Genomic DNA, 26,072 nt, shown 5'->3' with positions numbered 1-26,072 from the left:
TCGACCCGCGGATCGCCCCGCCCGCGCCGCCCGCTCCCCCGGCGGCCCCCGCCGCGCCCGCGGGCGCCGGGAAGATCAACCTGGACAAGGGCCGGGTCAACCTCCAGAAGAACCAGACCGTGTCCCTCGTCAAGGGCGGCGCCCCGCTGCTCTCACGGGTCAGGATGGGTCTGGGCTGGGAGCCCGCGTTCCGCGGCAAGGACATCGACCTGGACGCGTCGGTGATCGCGTACGGCCCCAACCGCAACCACCTGGACAGCTGCTACTTCGGCAAGCTGACCATCCTGAACGGGGCGATCAAGCACTCCGGCGACAACCTCACCGGTGAGGGCGCGGGCGACGACGAGACGATCGTCGTGGACCTGGGCCGGATCCCCGCCGAGGCGACGGGCCTGGTCTTCACGGTGAACTCGTTCACCGGCCAGAAGTTCAACGAGGTCGCCAAGGCCTACTGCCGGCTGATCGACGACGCGTCCGGCGAGGAGCTGGTCCGCTTCGACCTCACCGGCGCCGAGCCGCAGACCGGCGTGATGATGGCCAAGCTGATCAAGCAGTTCACCGGCGAGTGGGAGATGACCGCGATGGGCGAGTTCGTGAAGTCGCGCACCGTGCGGGGCATGGTCAAGCCCGCCGCCAAGTCCCTGTAGCCCGCCGTGGGCCCTCCGGGCGGAGGGCCGCAACGGAGTCCGGGGCGCCTGAAGTGCTTCAGGTGCCCCGGAACCGGAGAATGCGGACGCTGCGCGTGCTCGTCTCGCGTCTCAGAGCTTGGTCAACTTGGAGTACGGGCTCAGGATCCTTCCCTGTCGCCCCGAGAAGTCGATGAGGACTGCGTCGTTGTCGCCCTCGACAGCAAGAATCCTGCCGAGCCCGAACTGGTCGTGCGACACCCTGTCGCCCACATCGAAGCATTCGACCGGTGGGGCCTCCTGGGCCGGGCGGTTGAAGGGACTGGAAGGCAGGTGACGCCGGGATCCGGCTGACTGTTTCATTACGTCGAGTATGCGCCCTGTGAAGGCCCGACGCCATGCCCGTCGGCGCCCAGGGGCCCAGAAGTGCCGGATTCGTAATCAGCGCTCACCACGGCCGGTCAGCGCTTCCTCCCGCCTCCAGCAGCGGAACCACGCGGAACGCCGCGTCGGAAAGCCCCCCGAACGTGTGGCGGTTTCCGTCGCCGGACGGGGCGTGGCCGAGGCGGTATCCGGCCGGATTCCAGGTGTGGACGGGCACCGTGTCCGGAACGCTCCGGGTCGCGTCGCCACCCCGCGTGTACACGGCCTGCTCGTCGGTGACGACGATCGTCCATGACCTCGGGGAACGGCCCGCCCGCACGCGACGGAACTTCGGGGTGCGTGCGGGGTGCAACCGAACCGGCGGGCGCGGGCGTCGCACAGAATGACCCCGGGGTGATCGTCCCCGGCCCGGACCGGCAGCACGGAACATCGACACGGACCGGCGGCACGGACCAGCGGCACGAGGGGGCGCACGGGATGGAGCAGGTCGCGGAGTACCGGCTCGTGGCGCTGCTCGGCGAAGGCGGTATGGGCCGGGTCCATCTGGCCCGTACGGCGTCGGGCCGGCTGGCGGCGGTGAAGACCGTCCATGAACATCTCGCCGCCGACCCGCAGTTCCGGGAGCGGTTCCGGCGCGAGACGCTCGCCGCGCGGGCGGTCGCCGGCCCCTTCACGGCCGCGGTGCTGGACGCCGACCCCGATGCCGTACGGCCGTGGCTGGCGACCGAGTTCTGTGCCGGGCCGACGCTCACCGAGACCGCCGGGGCGCTCGGCCCGCTGGACGCGGGGCCGCTGGCCGGGCTGGGGGCGGCGCTCGCGGAGGCGCTGGCGAGCATCCACCGGGCCGGGCTGGTCCACCGCGATCTGAAGCCGTCGAACGTGGTCCTCACCCGGGGCGGCCCCAAGGTCCTGGACTTCGGCATCGCCCGGCGGTCGGCGGACGAGACCCTCACGGACACCGGGGAGGTCATCGGCTCCCCCGGGTTCATCGCCCCCGAACTGCTGACGGCCGACGACGAGCCGTCCCCCGCGGCCGATGTGTTCGCCCTCGCGGCCCTGCTCGCCCGGCTGGCGACGGGCCGGGCCCCCTTCGGCTCCGGCCCCGCGCACCAGGTGCTGTATCGGACGGTGCGGGGCGAGGCCGATCTGGACGGGGCGCCGACGGACGAGTGGCGCGCGTTCCTCGCCTCCTGTCTGACGGGCGACCCGGCGGAGCGTCCCACGGTGGCCGAGGTGCTGGGCTGGTGCGCGGAGCGGTCCCCGGCCGACGCGTGGTGGGAGCGGGAACCGGTGTCCGGCCTGGTCCGCGACCACGAGAACAGAGTCGCGGCCCTGGTGGCGGGCGACGAGGGCGACGAGCCCGACAAAGGCGACAGGGGCGCCCGGTCCGGCGAGGCGACCGCCGTACCCGCTCCGGCCGACACCGATGCAGATGCCGACGCCGATGCTTGTCCAGCAGCCGATCCCGATCCGGCTCCGGCTGCCGCTCCCGCTGATGCCATCCCGGCGCCCACCCCCGCCCCCGCCCCCGCACCCGCACCCGCACCCGCCGACGCCGTCCCGTACGACGGAACGCCGGGCCGGGGCCCGACCAGGCGGCGGCTGCTCGCGCTCGGCGGGGCCGCGCTCGTGGCGGGAGGGGGCGTCGGCGGCGCGGCCCTGCTCCGGCTCACCGAGAAGGACGCCCCGACCGGTTCCCGGCAGCCCACACCGCCGCCGAGGACCCGCTGGACCCAGGGGCGTCTGCTGTGGACCAGGACCGTCGGCGAACTCGGCCACACCGGCCGGGTGCTGCGCCACGGCAGCGCCCTCCTCATCACGGACGCGGCCGCGGTGACCGCGCTCGACGCGGCCACCGGTGCGGTGCGCTGGCGGTATCCGGCCCGGGGCGTCACGGCCGTCCGGCCGCTCGGCGGCCTGGTGCATCTGCTGCGCTCCGGGCTGCTCTTCGCGCCGGAACTCCTCACGCTCGACGCCCGTACCGGCAACCGGCGCTGGTCGGCCGTGCCGGTCCACCCGCCCGGCGCCCGGACGTCCGGGGCCCCCGAGGGCCAGTCGGCGTTCTTCGCGGTCGACGGCGCGACGACGGCCCTGGTGTCCTACGCCTCCGACGCCACCCTGTGGGAGAAGCGCGCCCTGGGCACACGCCCTTGGCGGGCCTACGGATTCGACTCCCGTACGGGAAAGGCCCTCTGGTTCCACGAGGGGACGCGGGCCGCGGTGAGCGGCATCGACGCGGCGGGCGGGCGGCTGGCCGTCGGGCTCCGCCCGCCCGCCCGTTCCGGCACCCCGGCCGAGGAGCCCTTGTTCGTGCTGCGGACCTCCGGCGCGGCTCCGGTACCGGAGCCGGAGATACCCGGCGGCGCCCCGTACCCGCACGCCCACCCCGGCGCCTCGGGCACCCGGTTCTACGCGAGCGGCAGCCGGGTCTTCCCGGTCGATCTGGCCACCCGGCGCACCGCCTGGCGCCGGAAGCTCGCCGGGTCGCCCACGGTCACCCCCACCGCGATCGGTGGGGCGGTGTACACCGCGACGCCGGGCAGGGTCACCGCGCTGGACGCCCGGAGCGGCCGGATCCGCTGGAGCCGCGGCGACATCGGGCGGCTCGGCGGCGACGACGGCGTCGTCGACGGCGACGGGCCGCCGCTGGTGGCGGACGGCACGCTGTACGCCACCGGGCCGCAGCCGGGCGGCGGCGAGAAGGCCGGGGAGGGCGCGCGCTGGGGTGTGCACGCCCTGGACGCGGCCCGGAACCGCCGGCTGTGGTCGGTGCCCGTCGAGGCGGACGGGGCGCTGCGGGCCGCCGCGGGCGGGGGCCTCCTCCATGTCTGCGTCGGCGGGACCGTGCAGACCTTCACCGGACCGGACTCCGCGTGACGGGCCCCCTGCTCCCCGGCGACCCCGAACGGCTCGGCTCCATCCGGCTGCTGGGCCGGCTCGGGGCGGGCGGCATGGGCACCGTCTATCTGGGCCGGACGCCCGGCGGGCTGACGGTCGCGGTGAAGACGGTGCACGAACACCTGGCGGCCGACCCGCACTTCCGTGAACGGTTCCGCCGCGAGGCCGCCGCCGCCCGCGCGGTGACCGGTGCGCACACGGCGGCGGTACTCGACGCGGATCCGGAGTCGCCCCGGCCGTGGCTGGCCACCGCGTATCTTCCGGGTGTCACCCTGCGGCACGCGGTGGCGGCGACCGGGCCTCTGGAGCCCGCCGCCGGACGGTCCTTGGGCGCGGCGCTCGCCGAGGCGCTGGAGGCCGTCCACCGGGCGGGGCTCGTCCACCGCGACCTGAAGCCGTCGAACGTGCTGATCACCGCGGACGGGCCCCGGGTCATCGACTTCGGGATCGCCCGCGCGATCAGCGACCACGGGCTGACCGGGGCGGGCGATGTCATCGGCACTCCGGGGTTCATCGCCCCGGAACAGATCACCGGAACCGTCGTCACCGGGGCGGCCGATGTGTTCGCGCTGGGGGCGGTCCTGGTGTTCGCCGCCACCGGAGGCAGCCCCTTCGGCTCAGCGACCCCGGCGGTGCTGCTCTACCGGGCCGTCCACGAGGACCCGGACCTCACCGACGTACCCGAGGAGATACGGGGAGTGGTGACGGCCTGCCTGGAGAAGGACCCCGCCCGTCGGCCGACGGTGGGCCAGGTGCTGCGGGCCACCGCGGATCCGCGTCCGCCGCTGTGGTGGCGTACGGATCCGCTGCGCTCGCTGGTCCTGGGCGAGGCGGCGGGGCGCGTTCCCGGGAAGCCGGCCGAGGAGGGCGGCGGGCACGACGCCTCGGCCCCGGAAGCGGAAGCGGAAACGGAACAGGCACAGGCACAGGAACCGAAAGCGGAATCCGCGACAGGTCCGACCCGGCCGGCCCCCGCGCCCGCCCCCACCCGCCCCCTGCCCTCGCCGCCCCCTGCGCCCGCCGCGGAGCCTCCGGCCACGCGGCGCGGGGAGCCCGCTCGGCGCGGTCTGCTGCTGGCCGGAGGCGGCGGACTCGCCTCGCTCCTCGCGTACGCCCTCCTTCGCAGTGGTGGCAAGGGCGACCGGGAGGAGCGGGCCGAGGACCCACTGCGGGTGCGGCCGGGCAGCGCCCGGCCGGGGGCGCTGCGCTGGACCCTGGCCCCCGAGGACGACCGCACCACCGTGGACGCGCTGCGGGTGGCCGGGGGTGCGCTGCTGGTGCACGGCGTCGCCGTCCAGGATGTCGGCGGCGCGGGCGGCGGTGGCGGCTACGTCACCGCGCGGCGGGTCCGTGACGCCGGGCGCCGGTGGCTGGCCGACGCCGAGGAGACCGCGCCGACGCAGTGGGGCGTGTCCGGGTCCGTACTGGCGGCGGCCGACGTGGGGCTGGACGCGGTCGACCTGGCGACGGGCGCGGCGCACGGCACTCGGGCGGAGCGCCCGACTCCGCTGTGGTTCACGGTCGCGTCCGGGGTCCTGATCTCCGGTTCCGCGACGGTGAACGGCGACGGGCCGACGCTGAACGCCGTGGATCTGCGTACCGGTGCGGGGCGCTGGACCGGGGGCACGGCGGAGGCGCGGCCGCCGGCCGTGCTGGGCCGGTCGGTGCTGCTGGCCGACGACGGCGGTGACGACATCCGGTGCGTCGACGCGGTCAGCGGTGAACTCCGTTGGGCGTACGAGGGGTTCGAGGGCCCGGTGGGCGCGCTGGCGGCGGTTCCGGAGGCGGGCTGTTTCGCGCTGCTGGGCGGCGGGGGCGCGCTGCACTTCGTCCGGGCGCGGGACGGCGGCCGCCTGGCCACCGCCGTACTGGAGGGCGGGGCGAGTGCCGGATCCAGTGCGCTGGCCGCCGTCGGCGCCACGGTGCTGGTGGCCACCGGGGGCCGGGTCCACGCCTACGCGCCCGCCACCGGCCGGCCGCTCTGGTCGGCGGGCACGGTGGGCCTGGACACCAGCTGGCCCGCGGGCACGGGCGGCGTCCGGGCCCCGGTGACGGCCGGCGGATCGCTGCTCCACTGGGCGCGGGCGGGGGTCCTCCAGTGCCTCGACCTGCGCAGCGGCGAGGAGCGCTGGGCGGCGACGCTCGGCGGGGTCGGCCAGGTGCCGCCGACGGTGGCCGGGGGCACGGTGTACGCGGCCACCGGTGAGCTGTGCCGGGCGCTGGCCGTGAACGACGGGGCGAACCAGCGCAGTTGGCAGGTGGCCGACGTCCGGGACCTCGCGGCGGACGCCTCCGGCTGGTACGCCCGCATCGGCACGACGGCGATACGGGCGTACAACCACACGGCTACGGCACCACGGGGCTCCTGAGGCGGCTGGGTGTCGACGTCTGCTTTGTAAGAGCAGCGCTCTCCACCTGAGCACCGCTCCGGGCGGGGCTCCTGAGAACCCGGTCTCTCAACCCCCCGCGCGCGAGCGGGCCTTGAACGCCGCCTTGCGGGCGTCCTTGGCGGCCTTCTTGTCGCTGTGCAGCCGGCCCATGGCCTCCAGCACATCGGCGGTGGCCGGGTGGTCGACGCGCCAGACCTCGTCGAAGAAGCCGCTGTGCTGCGCGGAGAGTCCCTCGACGAGGCCCTGGAGCTCGTCCAGCTCGCCGTCCGCGTCCAGTTGGGCGGCGATGGTGTCGATGGCCAGCCAGAAGATCATGTCCTCCGGCGGGGCGGGCACATCGGCCGCGCCGCGCTCCGCGAGCCAGACGCGGGCCAGGCCGCCGAGTTCCGGGTCGCCGAGCACCGCGCGTACGGCGGGCTCCGCCTCGGGGCCGGCCAGGGCGAGGGCCTGCTGGCAGTGGAGGCGGCGCAGCGGCGCGCCCTCGTCCGTGCCGCGTGCGGCGGCCAGCAGCTCGGCCGCCGCGGCCACCGCGCCCTCGGCGCCGTACCCCGCGAGCCAGAGCTTGACCTCGGCGCGGGCGGCGGACTCCGGGTAGTGGGCGATGCCGTCGAGGAGGGCGTCGGCGCCCTTGCCCGCGAGGTCGCCGACGGCGGGGGCGTCCACCCCGGCCTCCAGCATCCGGGCCCGGATGCCGTACAGGCCGAGGGGGGTGAGCTTGACCATGCCGTAGCGGGTGACGTCCTCGTCGTCGGCCCCGGCGGCGGAGGCGTCCGCGGCTTCGCCCTCCTCGACCAGCAACGCCTCGTCGACCGGCCGGTATTCGACGATCCCGATGGGTTCGAGGAGCCGGAACTGGTCGTCGAGGCGCATCATCGCCTCCGACACCTGCTCCAGGATGTCGTCGGTGGGCTCGCCCATGTCGTCGGGGACGATCATCGAGGCGGCGAGGGCGGGCAGCGGGACCGGGCCTTCGCCCGCGCCGTTGTCCGCGAGGGTCAGCAGATAGAGGTTGCCGAGGACGCCGTCGAGGAATTCCGCCTCGGCCTCCGGGTCCCAGTCCAGGGCGTCGAAGTCGACCGAGCCGTCCTCGCCGACGAGGTCCGCGAAGTCGTCCAGGACGGGCGCGGTGGCGTCGGCGTGCACGGCGTCCAGGCCGTCGAGCCAGATGCCGAGGATGTCCTGCGGGGAGCCGGAGGTGAGCAGCGCCAGGTTCTCGCCCGCGGTGACGGTGCCCTCACCGTCCGGATCCGCCCCGTCCTCGCCGTCCTCCTCCTCCGGGTCGGTGACGTCGATGAGGCCGGTGTCCACGGCGAGCCGCCAGGCCTCGCTGGCGTACGCGGCGCCGTCCTCGTCGGCCGCGAGCCCCAGGTGCTCGGCGGCCGCCGGGAGCTGCGCCTCGACGAGTTCGCCGCCCGCGCCGACCCGGGTGTCCGGTCCGGCCCAGCGGGCGAGCCTGACGGCGCGGACGAACAGCGGAGCGGCGAGCGCGTCCCGTGCCAGTTCGGCCTCGGAGTTCAGCCGCACCGGCGGCAGGGAGGGGCGCTCTGCGGACATCGGGGGTTCTCCTCGGTGCGGGCTCGGGGGCGTACGGGGTGCGTACGCGGTTCAGCCGCCCAAGCCTAGACGCACTGGGAGGTTTGCCGCCCGCCGCTTCACCGCATGGAGCCCGGCCGCGCGTCTATACGCCCGCGCCCGGTTCCATGCTGAGCGCGGGGGTGTAGCGGTTCACGCCGCCTCCGGTCATGCCCGGGTACTTCTGGACGCGTTCCCAGAGCGGGGAGGGGGATCCGACGCCTTCTCCGGGTGCGGCGAGGGCCGCGATGTGGTGTTCGGCGCTCTCCCACTCGGCGTAGTTGAGGACCCGGGTGCCGTCGGTGCTCGCGTGGAAGTGCGCGGCGATGCCGCCGGCGGGCAGCTCGGCCTCCTCGCCGAGCGCCTCGAACACGCTGTCCACCCAGTCGCGTTGCCGGGCCGGGTCGGGCCCGTCGAACTCGACGTCGACGATGACGACGCAGCCGGTCTCCCGGGTGTCGCCCTCGGCCCGGGGGCCGGAGCGGTACAGCTCGTACGTGTGCAGGGCGAGGCGTTCGATGCCGGGGACGGCGGCGTCAATCTCGGCGTTGCGGGCGTCGCGGCTCTCGCGTACGAAGTCCTGGTAGGCCACTTCGCCGGTCCACTGGGAGTAGTGGAGCAGGGTGGCGCCGTCCTCTCCTGCGTGGACGCTGTAGGAGAGCAGTCCGGGGTGCGGCCATTCCCGGCTCTCCCAGGCCTTCCGGATGGCGTCGACGGCCTCTCGCTGCCGTTGCGGCGTTCCGACGTTCCAGGTGCTGGCCTTGGCGATCCGGGCGTCGGTGCGGGCCGGGTCGGGGCGGTCGGTGAAGTGCGTGGTCATGGCGGTGTTCCCCTCGTCGGACGCGCCGGTCGGTGCGTCGTGGTCACCACCGTCACACCTCAAGTCCGGTCGAGGTCAAGGCCGTTCCCGTGAGCACGCCCGCGTGTTCCGTTCGCCCACGGCGTGATCGGCCGCGGGTGCGGTCGGAGGCGGCCGGGGAAGGCTGGGCAGCATGACCCTTTCCGTGGCGCACCTGAGCGACCCGCACCTCACCACCGGCCCCGGGGCGGCGGCCCCCGCGGCGGGGTTGCGGGCCGCCCTGCGCCGGGTGCTGGCCCTGGACCCGCTCCCGGACTGTGTCGTGATCACCGGTGACCTCACCGAGCGCGGGGAGCCGGGCGAGTACGCGGCGCTGCGCGAGGAGGTCGACGCGTTCCCGCTGCCGCTGCATCTGGTGGCGGGCAATCACGACGCGCCGCGGGCTCTGGTGGGCGCGTTCGGCGGGACGCGGTTCCTGGGCGGGGGGACGCTCACGTCGTACGTGGTGGAGCACCCGGAGCTCACGGTCGTGGTCCTGGACTCGGGGGTGGCCGGTGCGCCCGGCGGGCGGCTGGGCGCCGGGCAGCTGTCCCGGCTGGACCGGGCCCTCGCCCGGCGGCCCGGCGTCCCGGCCCTCGTCTGTCTGCACCACCCGCCGGTCCCGGTCGGCATTCCGTTCCTGGACGCGATGGGTCTGGCGGACGCGCCCGCGCTGGCCGAGGTGGTCGCCGCGCACCCCCGGGTCGTCCGGGTGCTGGCGGGCCATGTGCACCGCCCGGTCACGGCGCCCTTCGCGGGCAGCACGGTGGCCGTCGCGCCGAGCACGTACCGGCAGAGCGGGCTGGTGCTGCGGGAAGGCCTGCCGGGCTATCCCGACGAGCCCCCGGCTTTTCTGCTGCATCTGCGGCCCGGGGATCCGTCGGGCGTGCGGCGCGGGTCTCGGCCGGGCGTGCGGCGCGAGGCTCCGTCGGGCGCGGCCTGGGTCACGCACACCGTCCCCACGGCCCCTGCCGCACCGCAGCGCTGAAGTCGGCTACTCAGCTGCCGAGTTCGGTGCGCCAGGCCGTGGTGTTGAGTTCGTCCATCAGCCGGATGTCGTGGCCCTCCAGCGGGAAGACCCGCACCGGAAGGCCGGGGGCTGCGGAGATCGCCAGGGCGTCGCCCTCGATGAGGTCGCCGCCATCGGGGGTGGAGACCCAGGCGAGGATCGACTTCACGGTGAGGCCGGGGTCCAGCAGAAGCTTCTTCGGGCCCGGGTCGCTGCCGAAGTACGAGCCGTCCTCGTTGACCTTGACGGGGAGGGGGCGGCCGTCCTCGCCGAGCGCCCGGACCCAGGGGTAGCCGTCGACGGCGTAGGGCTTGCGGCCGCAGTTGGTGAGGGTGAGCACGACGGCCCGGTGCATCATTCCGGTCTCCACCGGGCCCATGTCCACCACGACTCCGGAGGCGGGGCACTTCCCGGGCGGGGCGGAGGTCGGGCCGGTCTGCGCCGGGGCGCCCTGGGCGGGCGCGTCCGCACCCGGGGTCGAGGTCGGGGTCGGGGTCGGGGTCGGGGGCAGCGTCTCGGCGCGGACGGGCGCGGAGACGGACGGCGTGGGATCCGGTTCCTCGCCCTCGCCGGCCGGGACCAGGAAGCCGGAACAGCCGGTCAACGCGGTCAGCGTGGCCGCCGGCAGGACGACCGAGGCCCATCTCCGTACCCGTACGCACACGCCCATGTCCCCCACCCCTCGCCGCGCGGCCCGACGCCGCGGACCTGTCGTCCGTGCGTTCGATCATGTCAGACGCGGTCGCCACTACGGCAGACTCTTCAGCATCCCTTGCCGATCATCCCAAGAAGATCTAAGTGGACCTACGAGGTTCGGGGAGCGGACACTTCGGGCATGACCGCCACCGCACCGCGCCCTTTCGGCCGCGCACTCTGCGCCATGATCACGCCCTTCACCGCCACCGGCGCCCTAGACCCGGACGCCGCCCGTGCGCACGCCGCGCGCCTGGTGGCCGAGGGCTGCGACGGGATCGTCCTCAGCGGCACCACGGGCGAGTCGCCCACCACGACGGACGCCGAGAAGTCCGCGCTGCTACGGGCCGTCCGGGCGGAGGTCGGCGACGGGGTGCCGCTGCTCTCCGGCGTCGGGAGCCCGGACACCGCGCACACGCTGCGCCTGGCGCGGGAGGCCGAGGAGGCGGGCGCGGACGGGCTGCTGGTGGTGAGCCCGTACTACAGCCGCCCGCCGCAGGCCGCCGTCGAGGCGTACTTCCTGCGGGTCGCCGAGTCCACCGGGCTGCCGCTGATGCTGTACGACATCCCCGGCCGCACCGGCGTCCGGATCGAGCCGGAGACGCTGCTGCGGCTGGCGGAGCACCCGCGGATCGTCGCGGTGAAGGACTGCTCCTACGATCTGCTCGGCGCGACGAGGGTGCTGGCCCGCACCTCGCTGGCGTACTACTCGGGCTGCGAGGAGCTGAACCTGCCGCTGTACGCGGTGGGCGGCGCGGGTTACGTCAGTACGGTCGCGAACGTGGCGCCGCGCCAGGTCCGGGCGCCGCTGGACGCGTTCGACGCGGGCCGCACCGACGAGGCGGCCCGGCTCAACGGGCTCACGGCGCGCCTCACCGAACTGATGATGGCGAGCGGGCTGCCCGGAACCGTCACCGCGAAGGCGCTCCTGGACGCGGGGCCGGTCCGGGAACCGCTGCAGCCCGCCGGGCGCGAGGCGACCGACGGGCTGCGGAAGGCGTACGAGGAACTCCTCGCGGCCTGAAAGGGCGAGAGGCCCTAGTTGTGGGCGTGCAGGACCTCGTTCAGCCCGCCCCACACCGCGTTGTTCGGGCGGGCCTCGACGCTGCCGGTGACCGAGTTGCGGCGGAAGAGGATGTTCGAGGCGCCGGACAGCTCGCGGGCCTTGACGACCTGGCCGTCCGGCAGCGTGACGCGGGTGCCGGCGGTGACGTACAGACCGGCCTCGACGACGCACTCGTCGCCGAGCGCGATGCCGACGCCCGCCTCCGCGCCGACCAGGCAGCGCTCACCGATGACGATGCGGACGTTGCCGCCGCCGGAGAGGGTGCCCATGGTGGAGGCGCCGCCGCCGATGTCGGAGCCGTCGCCGACGACGACGCCAGCGGAGATCCGGCCCTCGACCATGGAGGTGCCGAGCGTGCCCGCGTTGAAGTTGACGAAGCCCTCGTGCATGACGGTGGTCCCGGCGGCGAGGTGCGCGCCGAGCCGGACCCGGTCGGCGTCGGCGATGCGTACGCCCTTGGGGGCGACGTAGTCCGTCATCCGCGGGAACTTGTCGACCGAGGTGACCTGGAGGTGCAGGCCCTCGGCGCGGGCGTTGAGCCGCACCCGCTCCAGGTCGTCGACGGCGACCGGGCCGAGCGAGGTCCAGGCGACGTTGGCGAGCAGCCCGAAGAGCCCGTCGAGGTTCTGGCCGTGCGGCTGGACGAGCCGGTGCGAGAGCAGGTGCAGACGCAGGTAGGCGTCGTGCGCGTCGAGCGGCTTGTCGTCGAGCGAGGAGATGACCGTGGACACGGCGACGATCTCGACGCCGCGCCGGGCGTCCACGCCGAGGGCCTTGGCGGCCCCCTCGCCGAGGCGGTTGACGGCCTCATCCGGGCCGAGGCGCGTCGTACCGGCCGGGCCGGGGTCCGAGGTCAGCTCGGGGGCGGGGAACCAGGTGTCGAGGACGGTGCCGTCACCGGCGACGGTGGCGAGGCCGGCGGCGACGGCGCCGGTGGTGCGGGCAGAGCCCTGGGAAGTCGTGTCGGTCATGAACAGCAACCTAACCGGCCGGGGCCCGCTCGGGCGAACCGGTCTCAGCGTGCGGCCCCTTCCCCGCCGCCCGCGCCCGCTCCCCCGGCCCGGGCAGCCGCCGGGCCGCCAGCACCGCCGCTCCCGCACCCGCCGCGAGCAGGGCGCAGAGTGGCCAGAGCAGGGCGGGAGCGGCGGCGTACAGGGCGGCGCCCAGCGGCGGGGCGAGCACCTGGCCGCTGATCGAGGCGCCGGCGTACAGGCTTTGGAAGCGGCCCTGGGCGTGGCCGGGCGCCTGGTCGGCGACATAGGCGGTGGCGGGGGTCTTGTAGAGGATCTCGCCGAGGGTCAGCGAGAGCATCATGGTGACGGCGAAGAGCACGCCCGCGCCGGGGATCAGGACGGCGTAGCCGAGCCCGACGAGCAGCAGCCCGGCGCCGACGAGGCCGAGCGGGGAGCGCCGGCGCAGGGCGTGGGCGGCGGGCAGTTCGAGGCAGAGGATGACGCCGCCGTTGATGGCGAGCAGCCAGCCGTAGAGCTGGGTGCCGTGCCCGTGGTCGGCGAGGAAGACGGGCAGGGTCGAGTACTGCTGCCGGTAGACGAGGTCGACCACGACGATCGCGGCGAGCAGCACCAGGACGGCGGGCCTGGCCCGCAGTTCGCGCCAGAGGCCCGGGGCGTCCGGGTCGTGGGCGGGTGCGGAGTGGGCGCTGCCGCGTGCGGGCAGGATCCGGGCGGCGTAGACGGCGAAGAGCAGGGTGCCGATGCCGTCGGCGACGAAGAGCCAGTCGTACGAGAACCGGGTGGCGACCAGGGCGCCGAGCGGCGGGCCGACGGCGAAGCCCCCGTTGCCGGCGAAGCGGAAGAGGGCGAAGCTCTGGCGGCGGCTTCCGCCCTCGGGCACGGAGACCGCGACGAGGGCGGCGTTGGCGGCCCGGACGACGCCGGCCGCGTACTGGGCCACCGGAAGCACCGCGTACAGCGCGGCGACCGGCAGGGCGGGCAGGACGACGAGCGCCGCCCCGCTGACGCAGGCGCCGGTCAGCAGGGCGCGGCGGTGGCCGAGGCGGTCGCCGAACCAGCCGCCGGTGAAGTTCCCCGCGACCAGGCCGATGCCGCCCACGCCGCTGATAACGCCGGCCTGGGTGACGGTCAGTCCGCGCGGCCCGACGAGGTACACGAAGAGATAGACGAAGGTGAAACTGACGACGGCGTTGAGGAACGCCCCGAGCGCCAGCAGCCGTACCGTCCTTGGCACCCCGCGCACCATGCCCATCCCCCGGCCCCCTCCGTACGACTCCCGCACCGCAGTGAGTTCCTTATGGGAACGGACTATGGCAGCATGATTGCATCGGGGTCAACCGAAAAGGACCCCGGGCGGGGCGGGGCGGACGGCGGTCACAACCGGAGGAACGACATGCCCCAGCGCACCAGCCTGGCCGACGCCGACTGCTCGATCGCCCAGGCACTCGACGTCGTGGGCGACTGGTGGACCCTGCTGATCGTGCGGGACACCGCGCGCGGGGTGCACCGGTTCGACGCGCTCCAGCAGGAGTTGGGCGTCTCGCGCAAGGTACTGACCGAGCGGCTGCGGCTGCTGGTCGACGCGGGTGTGCTGTCGCGGGAGCCGTACCAGGACCGCCCGGTCCGGTACGACTACCGCCTCACCCCGCGCGGCCGGGCGCTGCTGCCCGTGCTGATCGCGCTCCAGGACTGGGGCGACACCTGGGTGCTGGGGGAAGGGGAGACGATGGCCACGACGACGGAGGCCTCACGGGAGGCGGCCCGGGTGCGGGCGCTGAAGGGGACACGGCTGCCGGAGCTGCTGCTGACCGGAAACGACGGCGAGCCGCGCGACCCGGTCGCCGACACCCCGTACACCGTCCTGTACTGCTTCCCCAGCGCCTACGCCCGCCGCGACGCCTATCCGCCGGGCTGGGCGGGGATCCCGGGGGCGAGCGGCTGCACCCTGGAATCGTGCACGTACCGCGACCAGTTGGCCGAGTTCACGGCGGCGGGCGCGACCGTGCACGGGGTGTCCGCGCAACGCCCTGACGAGCAGCGCGCGTTCGCGGAGAAGGAGGGGCTGCGCTTCCCGCTGCTGTCGGACGCGGACCTCGCGCTGACGGCGGCGCTGCGGCTGCCGACGTTCCGGGCGGCGGGGGTGAGCAGGCTCAAGCGGCTGACGCTGGTGGTGGACCGGGAACGGACGATCCGCGAGGTGCTGTACCCGATCACGGACATCGAGGCGAGCGTGCGCGAGGCCCTGGAAGCGGTCCGCCGCCCGGCGGAGTGAGCGGGGCGGTCACGGCGTCGGTTCAGGCGCCGCCGTCGGCCCGGACGCCGCCGTCGACGATCCGGGCGAGCATCTCGCGGGTGTAGGACGCGTCGAACGTGCCGCCGGTCAGCAGGACCTGGAGGCAGACGCCGTCCATCAGCGCGACGAGGGCCCGCGCGGTCTCCGGGTCGGTGCGGCGGGACAGCAGCTCGACGGCCTCCTCGGCCCACTCGGCGGCGACGGGGCGCAGCGCGGGGCGGCGCAGGGCCGCGAGGTACAGCTCGTACTCCAGCTCGATCGCCCCGCGCTCGCCCGCGAACCACCGGTCCAGCAGCCGGGCCAGCTCGTCCGCGAGGCCGACGGGCGCGGCGGGCGCGGCGGCTCCGTCAGGCCCCTCCGATATGGGCCCCGGCGCGGCCAGGATCTCGCTGCCGCGCAGGGCCTGGACGAAGTTCTCGTTGCACCGGCGCAGGGCGGCGACCAGGAGTTCGTCGAGGGAGCCGAAGTGGTACGTGGTCGAGCCGAGCGGCACATCGGCCTCGGCGGCCACGGTGCGATGGCTGAGCCCGGCCATGCCGTCGGCCGCGATCACCCGCAGCGCCGCGTCGATGATCCGCGTCCGCCGCTCGGGGTCGTACCGCCGGGCCATCAGTGGGCCCCTCCCAGATTGAGGACGACGACCCCGGCCACGATCAGGGCGATGCCCGCGATCTTGACCAGGCCGCTGGACTCCCCCAGGAACAGGATCCCGATGAGGGCCACGGCCGCGGTGCCGACCCCGGCCCAAATGGCGTACGCGGTGCCCACGGAGAGGGTCTTGAGGGTCTGGGCGAGCAGGGTGAAGGCGATGAGGTAGCCCACCGCGGTGCCGAGCGAGGGCCAGAGCCGGGTGAAGCCCTCGCTGTACTTCATGGCCGTCGTCCCGGCCACCTCCGCCGCGATGGCGGCGGCCAGCAGTCCGTATGCGTATCCCATGTGTACGACTGTACCCAACGTTGCGTACGGCCGTACATATCATCGGCCCACGCCAGGGGCGCTACGGTGTGCCGACCGACAACACGGCCCGGCGGTACGGGCCGACGACACGACGGAGACGCAGTGGCGCAGGACGCAGGGTGGGGCGGTGGCCCGCACGGGGGCGCGCCTCACGGTGGGGGACCCTTCGACGGAGGCGCGCAGGGACCGGCCGGAGGCTGGAACGGCGGGTGGAACAGCGGGTGGTCCGCACCGCCCAAGCCCGGGGTGATACCCCTGGCGCCGCTGAGGATCTCGGACATGCTCAGCGGCGCCTTCTCGACGCTCGGGCGGTACTGGAAGCCGCTGGTCGGCATGGCTCTGACGCTCTTCGGCGCGGCGACGCTCGTGATGCTCGTCGCACTGGTGGTGGCCGGTTCCGCCGTAGCGAGCCAGTGGGACGAGCTGACGTCCCACTCCGCGGGCTCGCCGGACGCGTCGGAACTGGTCCCGCTGGGGGTCGCGTTCGGCGTTCTGATGGTCCTCGGCACGATCGCCTATCTGCTGGCTTCGGCCGTGGTGCAGGCGGCGGTCCCGGTGGTGCTGCAGGAGGCCGTCCTGGGCCGCCCGATCCGCTTCGGCGCCGTCTGGAGCCGCTCGTGGTCGCGGGTCTGGTCGATCATCGGCACGGTGTTCCTGACCGGGCTGATCGCGATCATCCCGATGGTGCTCTTCATGATCGCCTTCGTCGGGCTGATGATCTACATCATCTCGCTGGGGGACGAGAGCGGCATCCTGCCGCTGATGTGGTTCGGCATCCTCGGCACGCTGCTCGTCGCCCCGGTGGCGATCTGGTTCTGGGTGCGGTTCTCCCTGGCCCCGACGGTCGTGGTCTTCGAGAACCAGCGCCCGTTCGCGGCCCTGCGCCGCTCGGCCCAGCTGGTGCGGGACAGCTGGTGGCGGGTCTTCGGCGTCGGCCTGCTCGCCTACGCGATGGCGTCCATGATCGGCTACATGATCCAGATGCCGTTCCAGATGGTCGGCATGCTTCCGGGGCTGTTCGACCCCGCGGACATCGACGCCGACCCGAGCGGCGGGCAACTCATCGCCGTGTTCGGCGGGATGATCCTGCTGTCGTTCGTCAGCCAGATGATCGCCCAGCTGTTCACGGCGATCTTCCCGCCGCTGGTCGTCGGCCTGCTGTACGTCGACCGCCGGATGCGCACGGAGAACCTGGGCCCGGTGCTGGCCGAGGCGGCGGGAGCGATCCTGCCCGAGCAGTACGGCCCGCCGCCGCCCACCCACGTCTGAGCCGTTGAGGGTGCGGCCCGCTGAGGGTGCGGCCCGCGCACCCGGCGGTCACCCGCACCACCGCCCTGTCCGGCACACCCTGGAGTTACGCGTGAAACGGCTGCTCGTCCACGGGGTCACCCCCGTCCTGTTGCTCCTCCAGGTCGCCTACGTCGGCTTCTTCGGGGTGCTGTTCGCCGTGTCGGGCCCCGGCGCCGCCGCGATCGACCACACGGACCCGTCCCCCGTCGGCGACGCGCTGTTCACCGGGCTGCTCCTGGTGGTCGTGCTGCTGGCCGCCGGCGGTGCGGCCCTGCTGGGCCGGGAGAGCTTGCGGGCCCGGGTGCCCGGTGGCGTACGGACCGGATGGCTCGGGACGCTCGCGGTCGCCGAGGTGGTCATGGCGGCGACATTCGCGATCATGGCGCTCCAGGAATCCCTGGGGCCGGACAGCCTGGTCGCGGCGGTGTCCGTCACGGTCTGCGCGGGCATCGCGCTGGCCTGTGCCGGAGAGGTCCGGAGCGGGATCCGCACCATGAGGAGGCCCGCACAACCGCACGTCTGAGCGACCGGGAACGGCGAAAACGGCCGTGCCCACCGGATGTCACCGGTGGGCACGGCCGTTTTCGCCGTTCGCGTTGCGCTCAGGGGCGCGGGATCAGACGTTGAAGCCGAGCGCGCGGAGCTGCTCGCGTCCGTCGTCGGTGATCTTGTCCGGGCCCCACGGCGGCATCCAGACCCAGTTGATCCGGAGCTCGTTGACGATGCCGTCCGTGGCGGACTTCGCCTGGTCCTCGATGACATCGGTCAGCGGGCAGGCCGCGGACGTCAGGGTCATGTCGAGGGTGGCGATGTTGGCGTCGTCGACGTGGATGCCGTAGATCAGGCCCAGGTTGACGACGTCGATGCCCAGCTCGGGGTCGACGACGTCGTAGAGCGCCTCGCGGACCTCCTCCTCGGAGGCCGGCTTCATGGTCACGGTCTCGTTGTCGCTCATGCGGTCTTCCCTTCGGACAGCGCCTTGGCCGTCGCGTCCTTCCACGCCATCCAGCTCAGCAGCGCGCACTTGACCCGGGCGGGGTACTTGGAGACGCCGGCGAACGCGACGGCGTCCTCCAGCACCTCCTCCATCGCGTCGTCCGGCTCCAGCTGGCCCTTGGACTGCATCAGCTCCAGGAAGGTGTCCTGGATCTTCTGCGCCTGGGACAGCTCCTTGCCGACGAGCAGCTCGTTCAGCACGGAGGCGCTGGCCTGGCTGATGGAGCAGCCCTGGCCCTCGTAGCTCACGTCGGCGATGGTCTCGCCGTCGTACTTCACCCGGAGCGTGATCTCGTCACCGCACGTCGGATTGACGTGGTGCACCTCGGCGTCGCCGTCCCGCAGGCCGCGCCCGTGGGGGTGCTTGTAGTGGTCCAGGATCACTTCCTGGTACATGGATTCCAGCTTCACCAGTCAGCCCTCAGCCGAAGAAGTTCCGGACGTGCTCCAGACCGTCCACCAGAGCGTCGACCTCGGCGGGCGTGGAGTACAGATAGAACGACGCTCGTGTCGTCGCGGGAATTCCGTACCGCAGGCAGACCGGCCGCGCGCAGTGGTGGCCGACCCGGACGCAGATACCCATCTCGTCGAGGACCTGGCCCACGTCGTGCGGGTGGATGTCGCCGAGCGTGAAGGAGATCGTCGCCCCGCGGTCCTCGGCCGTCGCCGGACCGATGATCCGCAGGTCGGGGACCTCCAGGAGGCGCTTCACCGCGTACTCGGTGATCGCCTTCTCGTGCTGGTGGATCTTCTCCATGCCGATCGAGGAGAGGTAGTCCACGGCCGCGCCGAGGCCGACGGCCTGGGCGATCGGGGGCGTACCGGCCTCGAACTTGTGCGGCGCCGGGGCGTACGTCGACGAGTGCATCGACACGGTCTCGATCATCTCGCCGCCGCCGAGGAACGGAGGCAGGTCCTCCAGGAGCTCCTGCCGTCCCCACAGCACGCCGATGCCGGTCGGGCCGACCATCTTGTGGCCGGTGAAGGCCACGAAGTCGGCCTGGAGCGCCTGCACGTCGAGCACCATGTGCGGGGCCGCCTGCGAGGCGTCGATGCAGACCAGCGCGCCGACCTGCTGGGCGCGGCGGATGATCTGCTCGACCGGGTTGACGGTGCCCAGGATGTTGGAGACCAGCGTGAAGGAGACGATCTTCGTCTTCTCGGTGATGATCTCGTCGATGTTCGACAGGTCGAGCCGGCCGTCGTCGGTGATGCCGAACCACTTCAGCTTCGCGCCGGTGCGCTGCGAGAGCAGCTGCCACGGCACGATGTTGGAGTGGTGCTCCATCTCCGTGGTGACGATCTCGGTCTCGCGGTCCACCCGATAGGGCTCGTCCGCCCAGCCGAGCATGTTCGCCACGAGGTTCAGCGACTCCGAGGCGTTCTTCGTGAAGATCACCTCGTCGCGGCTGGGAGCGTTGATGAAGGCGGCGACCTTGTCGCGGGCGCCCTCGTACAGCGCGGTGGCCTCCTCGGCGATCGTGTAGACGCCGCGGTGCACGTTCGCGTTGTGCCGCTCGTAGTACTCGTTGAGCGCGTCGAGGACCTGACGCGGCTTCTGCGAGGTCGCCGCGGAGTCCAGGTAAACGATCTTCTTGCCGTCGTGGACCGTGCGGTCCAGGATCGGGAAGTCCTTGCGGATCGCCTCGGTGTCGAGGAGGCCGGTGAGCCCCTGTCGGGCGTCAGTCACGCGGAAGCGCCACCCTTCGTGTAGGCCTCGTAGCCCTCGTTCTCCAGCTGGTCGGCCAGCTCGGCGCCGCCGGACGCGGCGATGCGGCCGTTGGCGAAGACGTGCACGAAGTCGGGCTTGATGTACTTCAGGATGCGGGTGTAGTGCGTGATCAGCAGGGTGCCGACCTCACCGGTCTCGCGGACCCGGTTGACGCCCTCGGAGACGGTCTTGAGCGCGTCGACGTCCAGGCCGGAGTCGGTCTCGTCCAGGACGGCGATCTTCGGCTTGAGGAGCTCCAGCTGAAGGATCTCGTGGCGCTTCTTCTCACCGCCGGAGAAGCCCTCGTTGACATTGCGCTCGGCGAAGGCCGGGTCCATCTGGAGGCCGGCCATCGTCTCCTTGACCTCCTTGACCCACGTACGCAGCTTGGGGGCCTCGCCGCGGATGGCGGTGGCGGAGGTGCGCAGGAAGTTGGAGACCGAGACGCCGGGGATCTCGACCGGGTACTGCATGGCGAGGAACAGGCCGGCGCGGGCCCGCTCGTCGACGGACATCTCCAGGACGTCCTCGCCGTCCAGGGTGACCGTGCCACCGGTGATCGTGTACTTGGGGTGACCCGCCAGCGAGTACGCGAGGGTGGACTTGCCGGACCCGTTGGGGCCCATGATGGCGTGGGTCTCGCCCTGCTTCACGGTCAGGTCGACGCCCTTGAGGATCTCCTTCGTGGCGTTGTCGGCCTCGACGGTGACGTGCAGGTCGCGGATTTCAAGCGTTGCCATGGGTGACTCAGGACTCCTGGGTGACGGAGACGAGCACATCGTCCCCTTCGATCTTTACGGGGTATACGGGGACGGGGCGCGTCGCGGGAAGGCCGGACGGCTTGCCGGTGCGGAGGTCGAACGACGATCCGTGCAGCCAGCACTCGATCGCGCAGTCCTCCACCTCGCCCTCCGAGAGAGAGACGTTCGCGTGCGAGCAGATGTCGTTGATCGCGAACACCTCGCCCTCGGTACGGACGACGGAGACCGGTGTGCCGTCGAGCTCCACCCGCTTGGGGGTGTCGTCCTCCAGCTCACTCAGCGCACAGGCTTTGACGAAGGACATCAGACGGACGCCTTCAGCTCGGTCTCGATCTTCTCGATGAGACGCGCTTCGACGTCCGGCAGGCCGATCTGCTGGACCAGCTCGGCGAAGAAGCCGCGCACGACGAGACGGCGGGCCTCCTCGGCCGGGATGCCGCGGGACTGGAGGTAGAAGAGCTGCTCGTCGTCGAAACGGCCGGTCGCCGAGGCGTGGCCGGCGCCGACGATCTCGCCGGTCTCGATCTCCAGGTTGGGCACGGAGTCGACCCGGGCGCCGTCGGTGAGGACGAGGTTCCGGTTCATCTCGTAGGTGTCGGTGCCCTCGGCCGCGGCCTGGATGAGGACGTCGCCGATCCAGACGGCGTGCGCGCCGTCGCCCTGGAGGGCGCCCTTGTACACCGCGTTGGACTTGCAGTGCGGGGTGTTGTGGTCGACCAGCAGGCGGTGCTCCTGGTGCTGGCCCTTGTCGGTGAAGTACAGCCCGAAGAGCTCGGCCTCGCCGCCGGTGGCCGCGTACGCCACCCGGGGGTGCAGGCGCACGACGTCGCCGCCGAAGGTGACGACGATCGACTTGAAGGAGGCGTCCCGGCCGACCAGCGCGTTGTGCTGGCCGACGTGGACGGCCGTGTCGTCCCAGTCCTGGACGGAGACGACGGTCAGCTTCGCGCCATCGCCCAGGACGTAGTCGACGTTGGCGGCGAGCACCGTGTCACCGGTGTGGTCGATGACGACGACGGCCTCGGCGAAGGCGCCGAGCTCGATGAGCTGGTGGCCGTAGGCGACACCGCCCTCGCCGTGCACGGCGATCCGGATCGGCTCGGTGAGCACGGCTTCCTTGGCGACCGTGACGACCGAGGCCTGCTCGAAGGAGCTGTAGGCCTGGGCGGCGACCCGGTCCACCGGGGTGCCGGCCTTGCCGAGCCGGGAGTCGTCGCGGCCGACGGTCTCGACCGTGACGCCCTCGGGCGCCTCGATGGCGACCTTCACGCCGCCGCCGTTCGCGACCGCGGTGCCGTCGTGCAGCCCGCGCAGCCGCTCCAGCGGCGTGAAGCGCCACTCCTCCTCGCGGCCGTGCGGGACGGGGAAGTCCGCGACGTCGAAGGACGGGGGTGCGCTCATGCGGGTGGCGACGGTCGACTCGGCGGCCACCGCGATGGAGCCGGCGGTGGTGGAGCCCGCCGGAGTGTTCTGAGCCTCAGCCATGGCTGTCGTAGTGCTCGCTTTCTTAAGTCAAGAACTCGGGGGATTCGGTAGGGCGGGGACGGCCGCGAACGGCCGTCCCGGTGGTCCTCGGGGAAGGACCTAGCCGACCGAACCCTCCATCTGCAGCTCGATCAGCCGGTTGAGCTCCAGGGCGTACTCCATGGGCAGCTCCTTGGCGATCGGCTCGACGAAGCCGCGCACGATCATCGCCATGGCCTCGAACTCGGTGAGTCCGCGGCTCATGAGGTAGAAGAGCTGGTCCTCGGAGACCTTGGAGACGGTCGCCTCGTGGCCCATCGACACGTCGTCCTCGCGGACGTCGACGTAGGGGTAGGTGTCCGAGCGGGAGATCGTGTCGACGAGCAGAGCGTCGCAGAGGACGTTGGACTTCGCGCCCGGCGCGCCCTCGCCGATCTCGATCAGTCCGCGGTAGGACGTACGGCCGCCGCCTCGCGCCACCGACTTGGAGACGATGTTGGAGGAGGTGTTCGGCGCCATGTGGACCATCTTGGCGCCGGCGTCCTGGTGCTGGCCCTCGCCCGCGAAGGCGATGGACAGGGTCTCGCCCTTGGCGTGCTCGCCCATCAGGTAGACCGCCGGGTACTTCATGGTCACCTTGGAGCCGATGTTGCCGTCGACCCACTCCATGGTCGCGCCCTCGTAGGCCACGGCCCGCTTGGTGACCAGGTTGTAGACGTTGTTCGACCAGTTCTGGATGGTCGTGTAGCGGCAGCGGCCGCCCTTCTTCACGATGATCTCGACCACGGCGCTGTGCAGCGAGTCCGAGGAGTAGATCGGGGCGGTGCAGCCCTCGACGTAGTGGACGTAGGCGTCCTCGTCGACGATGATCAGCGTCCGCTCGAACTGACCCATGTTCTCCGTGTTGATACGGAAGTAGGCCTGGAGCGGGATGTCCACGTGGACGCCCTTGGGCACGTAGATGAACGAGCCGCCGGACCACACGGCCGAGTTCAGCGAGGCGAACTTGTTGTCACCGACGGGGATGACGGTGCCGAAGTACTCCTTGAAGAGCTCCGGGTGCTCCTTCAGCGCGGTGTCGGTGTCCATGAAGATGACACCCTGCGCCTCCAGCTCCTCGTTGATCTGGTGGTAGACGACCTCGGACTCGTACTGCGCGGCGACGCCGGCGACGAGGCGCTGCTTCTCCGCCTCGGGGATGCCGAGCTTGTCGTACGTGTTCTTGATGTCCTCGGGCAGGTCCTCCCAGGAGGCCGCCTGCTTCTCCGTGGACCGCACGAAGTACTTGATGTTGTCGAAGTCGATGCCCGACAGGTCGGAGCCCCAGTTCGGCATGGGCTTCTTGCCGAAGAGCTTGAGGCCCTTGAGCCGCAGCTTCAGCATCCACTCGGGCTCGTTCTTCTTCTCCGAGATGTCGCGGACGACAGCCTCGGACAGACCGCGCTTCGCCGCCGCGCCTGCCGCGTCGGAGTCGGCCCAGCCGAATTCGTACGTACCCAGACCCTCGAGCTCAGGGTGGGCAGTCTCCGTGGGGAGCGTCATGCGGGGTTCCTCCCGGCCGTGCTTGCAGATGCTGAATGGGTGGTCTGTGGGGGTGCGGCGTGGCCACTGCGTGGCACGTACGTCGTGCACACACCGTCGCCGTGGGCGAGGGTGGCCAGACGCTGCACATGGGTCCCGAGGAGGCTGGAGAAGAATTCCGTCTCCGCCTCGCACAGCTGTGGGAACTGCTCGGCGACATGCGCCACCGGGCAGTGGTGCTGGCACAGCTGCTCGCCCTGCTGCGGGCCCGGCGCGCTTCGCGCCATAGCAGCGTACCCGTCGGCCGACAGCGCCTTGGCGAGGGCCTCGGTGCGGCCTTCGGGCTCCGCGGCCTCGACCGCGGCGCGGTACGCCTCGCCCATCGCGGCCATCCGGGCGCGGGCGAAGGCGAGGACCGCCTCGTCGCCCCCGGACTCGGCGATGAAGCGCAGGGCGTCGGCGGCCAGCTTGTCGTAGGACTGGTCGAAGGCGTCCCGGCCGCAGTCCGTCAGGGCGAACACCTTGGCGGGCCTGCCGCGGGTCCGCGCCCCGTAGACCCGCTGTTCGCGGGCTTCGACGACATCGTCGGAGACGAGGGCGTCCAGGTGGCGGCGGACGGCGGCCTGGGTGAGGCCTACGCGCTTGGCGAGATCGGCGACGGTGGAGGGGCCGTGGTCCAGGATGGAGCGCGCGACCCGGTTGCGCGTCGAGCGCTCACCGGTCGCGAGTTCCTCCTGAGGAGCCCGTCCGTCGTATTTCACAACACCATTGTTGCGTAATTCATTCGACTCTGACAACCACGGTCCGGAACGATCAACGGTGTGGTTCGTCACTTAGGGTTACCTAATCTGGCCCCGGAGGCGGCTCCTCTCCGGAGCCTGCCTAGACTTCCTTGCCATGGAGAACGAGCCCGTCGTACAGGTCAAGGGCCTGGTGAAGCGGTACGGCACGAAGACCGCGGTGAACGGCCTCGATCTGGTCGTGGCGTCGGGCGTGGTGACGGCCGTGCTCGGCCCGAACGGCGCCGGGAAGACCACCACGATCGAGACCTGCGAGGGCTACCGCCGCCCCGACGCGGGCACCGTGCGCGTCCTCGGGCTCGACCCGGTCGCCGACGCGGAGCGGCTGCGTCCGCGGATCGGGGTGATGCTCCAGTCCGGCGGCGTCTACTCCGGTGCCCGCGCCGACGAGATGCTCCGCCACATGGCCAGGCTGCACGCCCACCCGCTCGACGTGGACGCCCTGATCGAGCGCCTCGGCCTCGGCGACTGCGGCCGCACCACCTACCGCCGGCTCTCCGGCGGCCAGCAGCAGCGCCTCTCGCTGGCCATGGCGGTCGTCGGCCGGCCCGAGCTGGTCTTCCTGGACGAGCCGACCGCAGGGCTCGACCCGCAGGCCCGCCGCTCCACCTGGGACCTGGTGCGCGAGCTGCGCGCCGACGGGGTGTCCGTGGTGCTGACCACCCACTTCATGGACGAGGCCGAGACCCTCGCCGACGACGTCGCGATCATCGACGCGGGCCGGGTCATCGCCCAGGGCAGCCCGGAACAGCTCTGCAGGGGCGGCGCGGAGAACACCCTGCGCTTCACCGGACGCACCGGGCTGGACCTCGGCTCCCTCGTCAAGGCGCTGCCCGACGGCTCCGAGGCCGCCGAGCCGCTGCCGGGGACGTACCGGATCACCGGGGCGATCGACCCGCAGCTGCTGGCCACGGTGACCTCCTGGTGCGCCCAGCACGGCGTGATGCCCGAGGGCATCTCGGTGGAGCGGCACACCCTGGAGGACGTCTTCCTCGAACTGACCGGCAAGCAACTGACCGGCAAGGAGCTGCGCGCATGAGCGCCGGTACGTACACCCCGCGCCCCGGCGCCGCCCCGCTCCCCCGGATGATCGCCGCGCAGACCGCGCTGGAGACCCGGATGCTGCTGCGCAACGGCGAGCAACTGCTGCTGACGGTGATCATTCCGACGCTGCTGCTGGTGCTGTTCAGCGCGGTCGACATCGTGGACACCGGCTCGGGCGCGTCGGTCGACTTCCTGGCCCCGGGCATCCTGGCGCTCGCCGTGATGTCCACCGCCTTCACCGGCCAGGCCATCGCCACCGGCTTCGAACGCCGTTACGGGGTTCTCAAGCGGCTCGGAGCCTCCCCGCTGCCCCGCTGGGCCCTGATGACCGCGAAGACGCTGTCGGTGCTGGTCACCGAGGTGCTCCAGATCGTGCTGCTGACGGTCATCGCCTTCGCGCTCGGCTGGTCGCCGCACGGCAACCCGCTCGCCGTACTGCTGCTGCTCGTCCTCGGCACCGCCGCGTTCTCCGGGCTCGGCCTGCTGATGGCCGGAACGCTGAAGGCGGAGGCGACGCTGGCCGCCGCCAACCTGGTCTTCCTGCTGCTGCTGGTCGGCGGCGGGGTCATCGTGCCGCTGGACAAGTTCCCGGACGCGGTGCAGTCGGTGCTGGGGCTGCTGCCCGTCTCGGCGCTCTCCGAGGGCCTGCGGGACGTCCTCCAGCACGGCGCGTCGATGCCGTGGGCCGAGGCCGGGATCCTCGCGGTGTGGGCGGGGCTGGGGCTCGGCGCGGCGGCGAAGTTCTTCCGCTGGGAGTAGCACGCGGCGGGGATCTTCACGGGCAA

At 72.6% G+C, this 26,072-nt stretch carries 26 protein-coding genes and 1 pseudogene; 10 read left to right on the top strand and 17 right to left on the bottom strand.

Annotated elements, in window-relative coordinates; all coding sequences use genetic code 11:
- The coding region (locus G3I54_RS07210; protein WP_164612241.1) for a TerD family protein at positions 1–647 on the top strand (647 nt) is incomplete at its 5' end.
- Positions 648–758: 111 nt separating this feature from the next.
- Here G3I54_RS07210 and G3I54_RS38895 read toward each other — a convergent pair.
- Positions 759–989, bottom strand: coding sequence for a hypothetical protein (locus G3I54_RS38895; RefSeq protein WP_003969918.1), 231 nt, complete (start codon positions 987–989; stop codon positions 759–761).
- Between the two features lie 85 nt (positions 990–1,074).
- Positions 1,075–1,296 (bottom strand): annotated as a pseudogene (locus G3I54_RS07205) (TROVE domain-containing protein); the annotation flags it as partial.
- A 107-nt stretch (positions 1,297–1,403) separates the two neighbouring features.
- Between G3I54_RS07205 and G3I54_RS07200 the strand changes: the two are divergent.
- The gene (locus tag G3I54_RS07200) at positions 1,404–3,887 is read left to right on the top strand and encodes a PQQ-binding-like beta-propeller repeat protein (RefSeq protein ID WP_343240281.1); all 2,484 of its coding nucleotides are present in this window, start codon (positions 1,404–1,406) and stop codon (positions 3,885–3,887) included.
- Positions 3,884–6,277 carry a serine/threonine-protein kinase gene (locus G3I54_RS07195; protein ID WP_164612239.1) on the top strand — a complete coding sequence of 798 codons (2,394 nt, stop codon included), beginning with the start codon at positions 3,884–3,886 and terminating at the stop codon, positions 6,275–6,277. The genes G3I54_RS07200 and G3I54_RS07195 overlap by 4 nt, the downstream gene beginning before the upstream one ends.
- Before the next feature lie 87 nt (positions 6,278–6,364).
- Here the strand turns inward: G3I54_RS07195 and G3I54_RS07190 are convergent, their stop codons facing one another.
- Together G3I54_RS07190 and G3I54_RS07185 are read right to left on the bottom strand one after the other, a co-directional pair.
- Positions 6,365–7,852, bottom strand: coding sequence for a hypothetical protein (locus G3I54_RS07190; protein ID WP_164612237.1), 1,488 nt, complete (start codon positions 7,850–7,852; stop codon positions 6,365–6,367).
- A gap of 124 nt (positions 7,853–7,976) precedes the next feature.
- Positions 7,977–8,690, bottom strand: coding sequence for an antibiotic biosynthesis monooxygenase (locus G3I54_RS07185; protein ID WP_164612235.1), 714 nt, complete (start codon positions 8,688–8,690; stop codon positions 7,977–7,979).
- A 172-nt stretch (positions 8,691–8,862) separates the two neighbouring features.
- On the opposite strand from G3I54_RS07185, the gene G3I54_RS07180 reads away from it, so the two are divergent.
- On the top strand, positions 8,863–9,696 hold the full coding sequence (locus G3I54_RS07180; protein ID WP_164612233.1) for a phosphodiesterase: 834 nt from the start codon (positions 8,863–8,865) through the stop codon (positions 9,694–9,696).
- A gap of 10 nt (positions 9,697–9,706) precedes the next feature.
- On the opposite strand, the gene G3I54_RS07175 is transcribed toward G3I54_RS07180, so the two are convergent.
- Positions 9,707–10,387 (bottom strand): DUF4232 domain-containing protein, encoded by a 681-nt coding sequence (locus G3I54_RS07175; protein WP_164612232.1) that lies wholly within the window; start codon positions 10,385–10,387, stop codon positions 9,707–9,709.
- A gap of 165 nt (positions 10,388–10,552) precedes the next feature.
- Here G3I54_RS07175 and dapA point away from each other — a divergent pair, with 165 nt between their 5' ends.
- On the top strand, positions 10,553–11,434 hold the full coding sequence (gene dapA, locus G3I54_RS07170; RefSeq protein ID WP_164612230.1) for a 4-hydroxy-tetrahydrodipicolinate synthase: 882 nt from the start codon (positions 10,553–10,555) through the stop codon (positions 11,432–11,434).
- A 14-nt stretch (positions 11,435–11,448) separates the two neighbouring features.
- Here the strand turns inward: dapA and dapD are convergent, their stop codons facing one another.
- Entirely contained in the window at positions 11,449–12,447 is a 999-nt protein-coding gene (gene dapD / locus G3I54_RS07165) for a 2,3,4,5-tetrahydropyridine-2,6-dicarboxylate N-succinyltransferase (protein WP_164612228.1), read from the bottom strand.
- A 10-nt stretch (positions 12,448–12,457) separates the two neighbouring features.
- The gene (locus tag G3I54_RS07160) at positions 12,458–13,702 is read right to left on the bottom strand and encodes an MFS transporter (protein WP_164612226.1); all 1,245 of its coding nucleotides are present in this window, start codon (positions 13,700–13,702) and stop codon (positions 12,458–12,460) included.
- A gap of 141 nt (positions 13,703–13,843) precedes the next feature.
- Here G3I54_RS07160 and G3I54_RS07155 point away from each other — a divergent pair, with 141 nt between their 5' ends.
- The gene (locus tag G3I54_RS07155; protein WP_164612224.1) at positions 13,844–14,722 is read left to right on the top strand and encodes a winged helix-turn-helix transcriptional regulator; all 879 of its coding nucleotides are present in this window, start codon (positions 13,844–13,846) and stop codon (positions 14,720–14,722) included.
- 22 nt (positions 14,723–14,744) lie between these two features.
- On the opposite strand, the gene G3I54_RS07150 is transcribed toward G3I54_RS07155, so the two are convergent.
- Positions 14,745–15,353, bottom strand: a complete 609-nt coding sequence (locus G3I54_RS07150) for a TetR family transcriptional regulator (RefSeq protein WP_164612221.1) — start codon at positions 15,351–15,353, stop codon at positions 14,745–14,747.
- A complete protein-coding gene (locus G3I54_RS07145) occupies positions 15,353–15,679 on the bottom strand; it encodes a multidrug efflux SMR transporter (RefSeq protein ID WP_097867846.1) in 327 nt (108 codons plus the stop codon). Before G3I54_RS07145 ends, G3I54_RS07150 begins: the two co-directional genes overlap by 1 nt.
- A gap of 300 nt (positions 15,680–15,979) precedes the next feature.
- On the opposite strand from G3I54_RS07145, the gene G3I54_RS07140 reads away from it, so the two are divergent.
- Together G3I54_RS07140 and G3I54_RS07135 are read left to right on the top strand one after the other, a co-directional pair.
- Complete coding sequence (locus G3I54_RS07140) at positions 15,980–16,969, top strand: hypothetical protein (protein WP_164612219.1); 990 nt, start codon at positions 15,980–15,982, stop codon at positions 16,967–16,969.
- Positions 16,970–17,060: 91 nt separating this feature from the next.
- The gene (locus G3I54_RS07135; RefSeq protein ID WP_164612218.1) at positions 17,061–17,513 is read left to right on the top strand and encodes a hypothetical protein; all 453 of its coding nucleotides are present in this window, start codon (positions 17,061–17,063) and stop codon (positions 17,511–17,513) included.
- A gap of 93 nt (positions 17,514–17,606) precedes the next feature.
- Here the strand turns inward: G3I54_RS07135 and G3I54_RS07130 are convergent, their stop codons facing one another.
- The 8 genes from G3I54_RS07130 to G3I54_RS07095 all read right to left on the bottom strand — a co-directional run bounded on the left by G3I54_RS07130 (position 17,607) and on the right by G3I54_RS07095 (position 24,204).
- Positions 17,607–17,945: a metal-sulfur cluster assembly factor gene (locus G3I54_RS07130; protein WP_007448467.1), complete on the bottom strand. Its 339-nt coding sequence runs from the start codon at positions 17,943–17,945 to the stop codon at positions 17,607–17,609.
- Complete coding sequence (gene sufU, locus G3I54_RS07125) at positions 17,942–18,397, bottom strand: Fe-S cluster assembly sulfur transfer protein SufU (RefSeq protein ID WP_063804482.1); 456 nt, start codon at positions 18,395–18,397, stop codon at positions 17,942–17,944. The genes G3I54_RS07130 and sufU overlap by 4 nt, the downstream gene beginning before the upstream one ends.
- A gap of 10 nt (positions 18,398–18,407) precedes the next feature.
- Positions 18,408–19,676 carry a cysteine desulfurase gene (locus tag G3I54_RS07120; protein ID WP_164612216.1) on the bottom strand — a complete coding sequence of 423 codons (1,269 nt, stop codon included), beginning with the start codon at positions 19,674–19,676 and terminating at the stop codon, positions 18,408–18,410.
- Positions 19,673–20,437, bottom strand: a complete 765-nt coding sequence (gene sufC / locus G3I54_RS07115; protein WP_007448470.1) for a Fe-S cluster assembly ATPase SufC — start codon at positions 20,435–20,437, stop codon at positions 19,673–19,675. The genes G3I54_RS07120 and sufC overlap by 4 nt, the downstream gene beginning before the upstream one ends.
- Positions 20,438–20,444: 7 nt before the next feature.
- Positions 20,445–20,762: a bifunctional 3-phenylpropionate/cinnamic acid dioxygenase ferredoxin subunit gene (locus tag G3I54_RS07110; RefSeq protein WP_003969893.1), complete on the bottom strand. Its 318-nt coding sequence runs from the start codon at positions 20,760–20,762 to the stop codon at positions 20,445–20,447.
- Positions 20,762–21,943 carry a Fe-S cluster assembly protein SufD gene (gene sufD / locus G3I54_RS07105; protein WP_164612214.1) on the bottom strand — a complete coding sequence of 394 codons (1,182 nt, stop codon included), beginning with the start codon at positions 21,941–21,943 and terminating at the stop codon, positions 20,762–20,764. Before sufD ends, G3I54_RS07110 begins: the two co-directional genes overlap by 1 nt.
- Before the next feature lie 99 nt (positions 21,944–22,042).
- Entirely contained in the window at positions 22,043–23,464 is a 1,422-nt protein-coding gene (gene sufB, locus G3I54_RS07100; RefSeq protein ID WP_007448476.1) for a Fe-S cluster assembly protein SufB, read from the bottom strand.
- Entirely contained in the window at positions 23,461–24,204 is a 744-nt protein-coding gene (locus G3I54_RS07095) for a metalloregulator ArsR/SmtB family transcription factor (protein WP_164612212.1), read from the bottom strand. The genes sufB and G3I54_RS07095 overlap by 4 nt, the downstream gene beginning before the upstream one ends.
- A 136-nt stretch (positions 24,205–24,340) precedes the next feature.
- Between G3I54_RS07095 and G3I54_RS07090 the strand changes: the two genes are divergently transcribed.
- Positions 24,341–25,282 carry an ABC transporter ATP-binding protein gene (locus tag G3I54_RS07090; RefSeq protein ID WP_164612210.1) on the top strand — a complete coding sequence of 314 codons (942 nt, stop codon included), beginning with the start codon at positions 24,341–24,343 and terminating at the stop codon, positions 25,280–25,282.
- On the top strand, positions 25,279–26,046 hold the full coding sequence (locus G3I54_RS07085; protein WP_164612208.1) for an ABC transporter permease: 768 nt from the start codon (positions 25,279–25,281) through the stop codon (positions 26,044–26,046). The genes G3I54_RS07090 and G3I54_RS07085 overlap by 4 nt, the downstream gene beginning before the upstream one ends.
- Positions 26,047–26,072: the final 26 nt, after the last annotated feature.

Origin of the sequence: Streptomyces sp. SID14515 (assembly GCF_010548505.1) — a bacterium.
Taxonomy (GTDB): domain Bacteria; phylum Actinomycetota; class Actinomycetes; order Streptomycetales; family Streptomycetaceae; genus Streptomyces; species Streptomyces caviscabies.
Note: the sequence above shows the minus strand (reverse complement) of the source record. Positions and strands in the feature narration are given on the sequence as shown.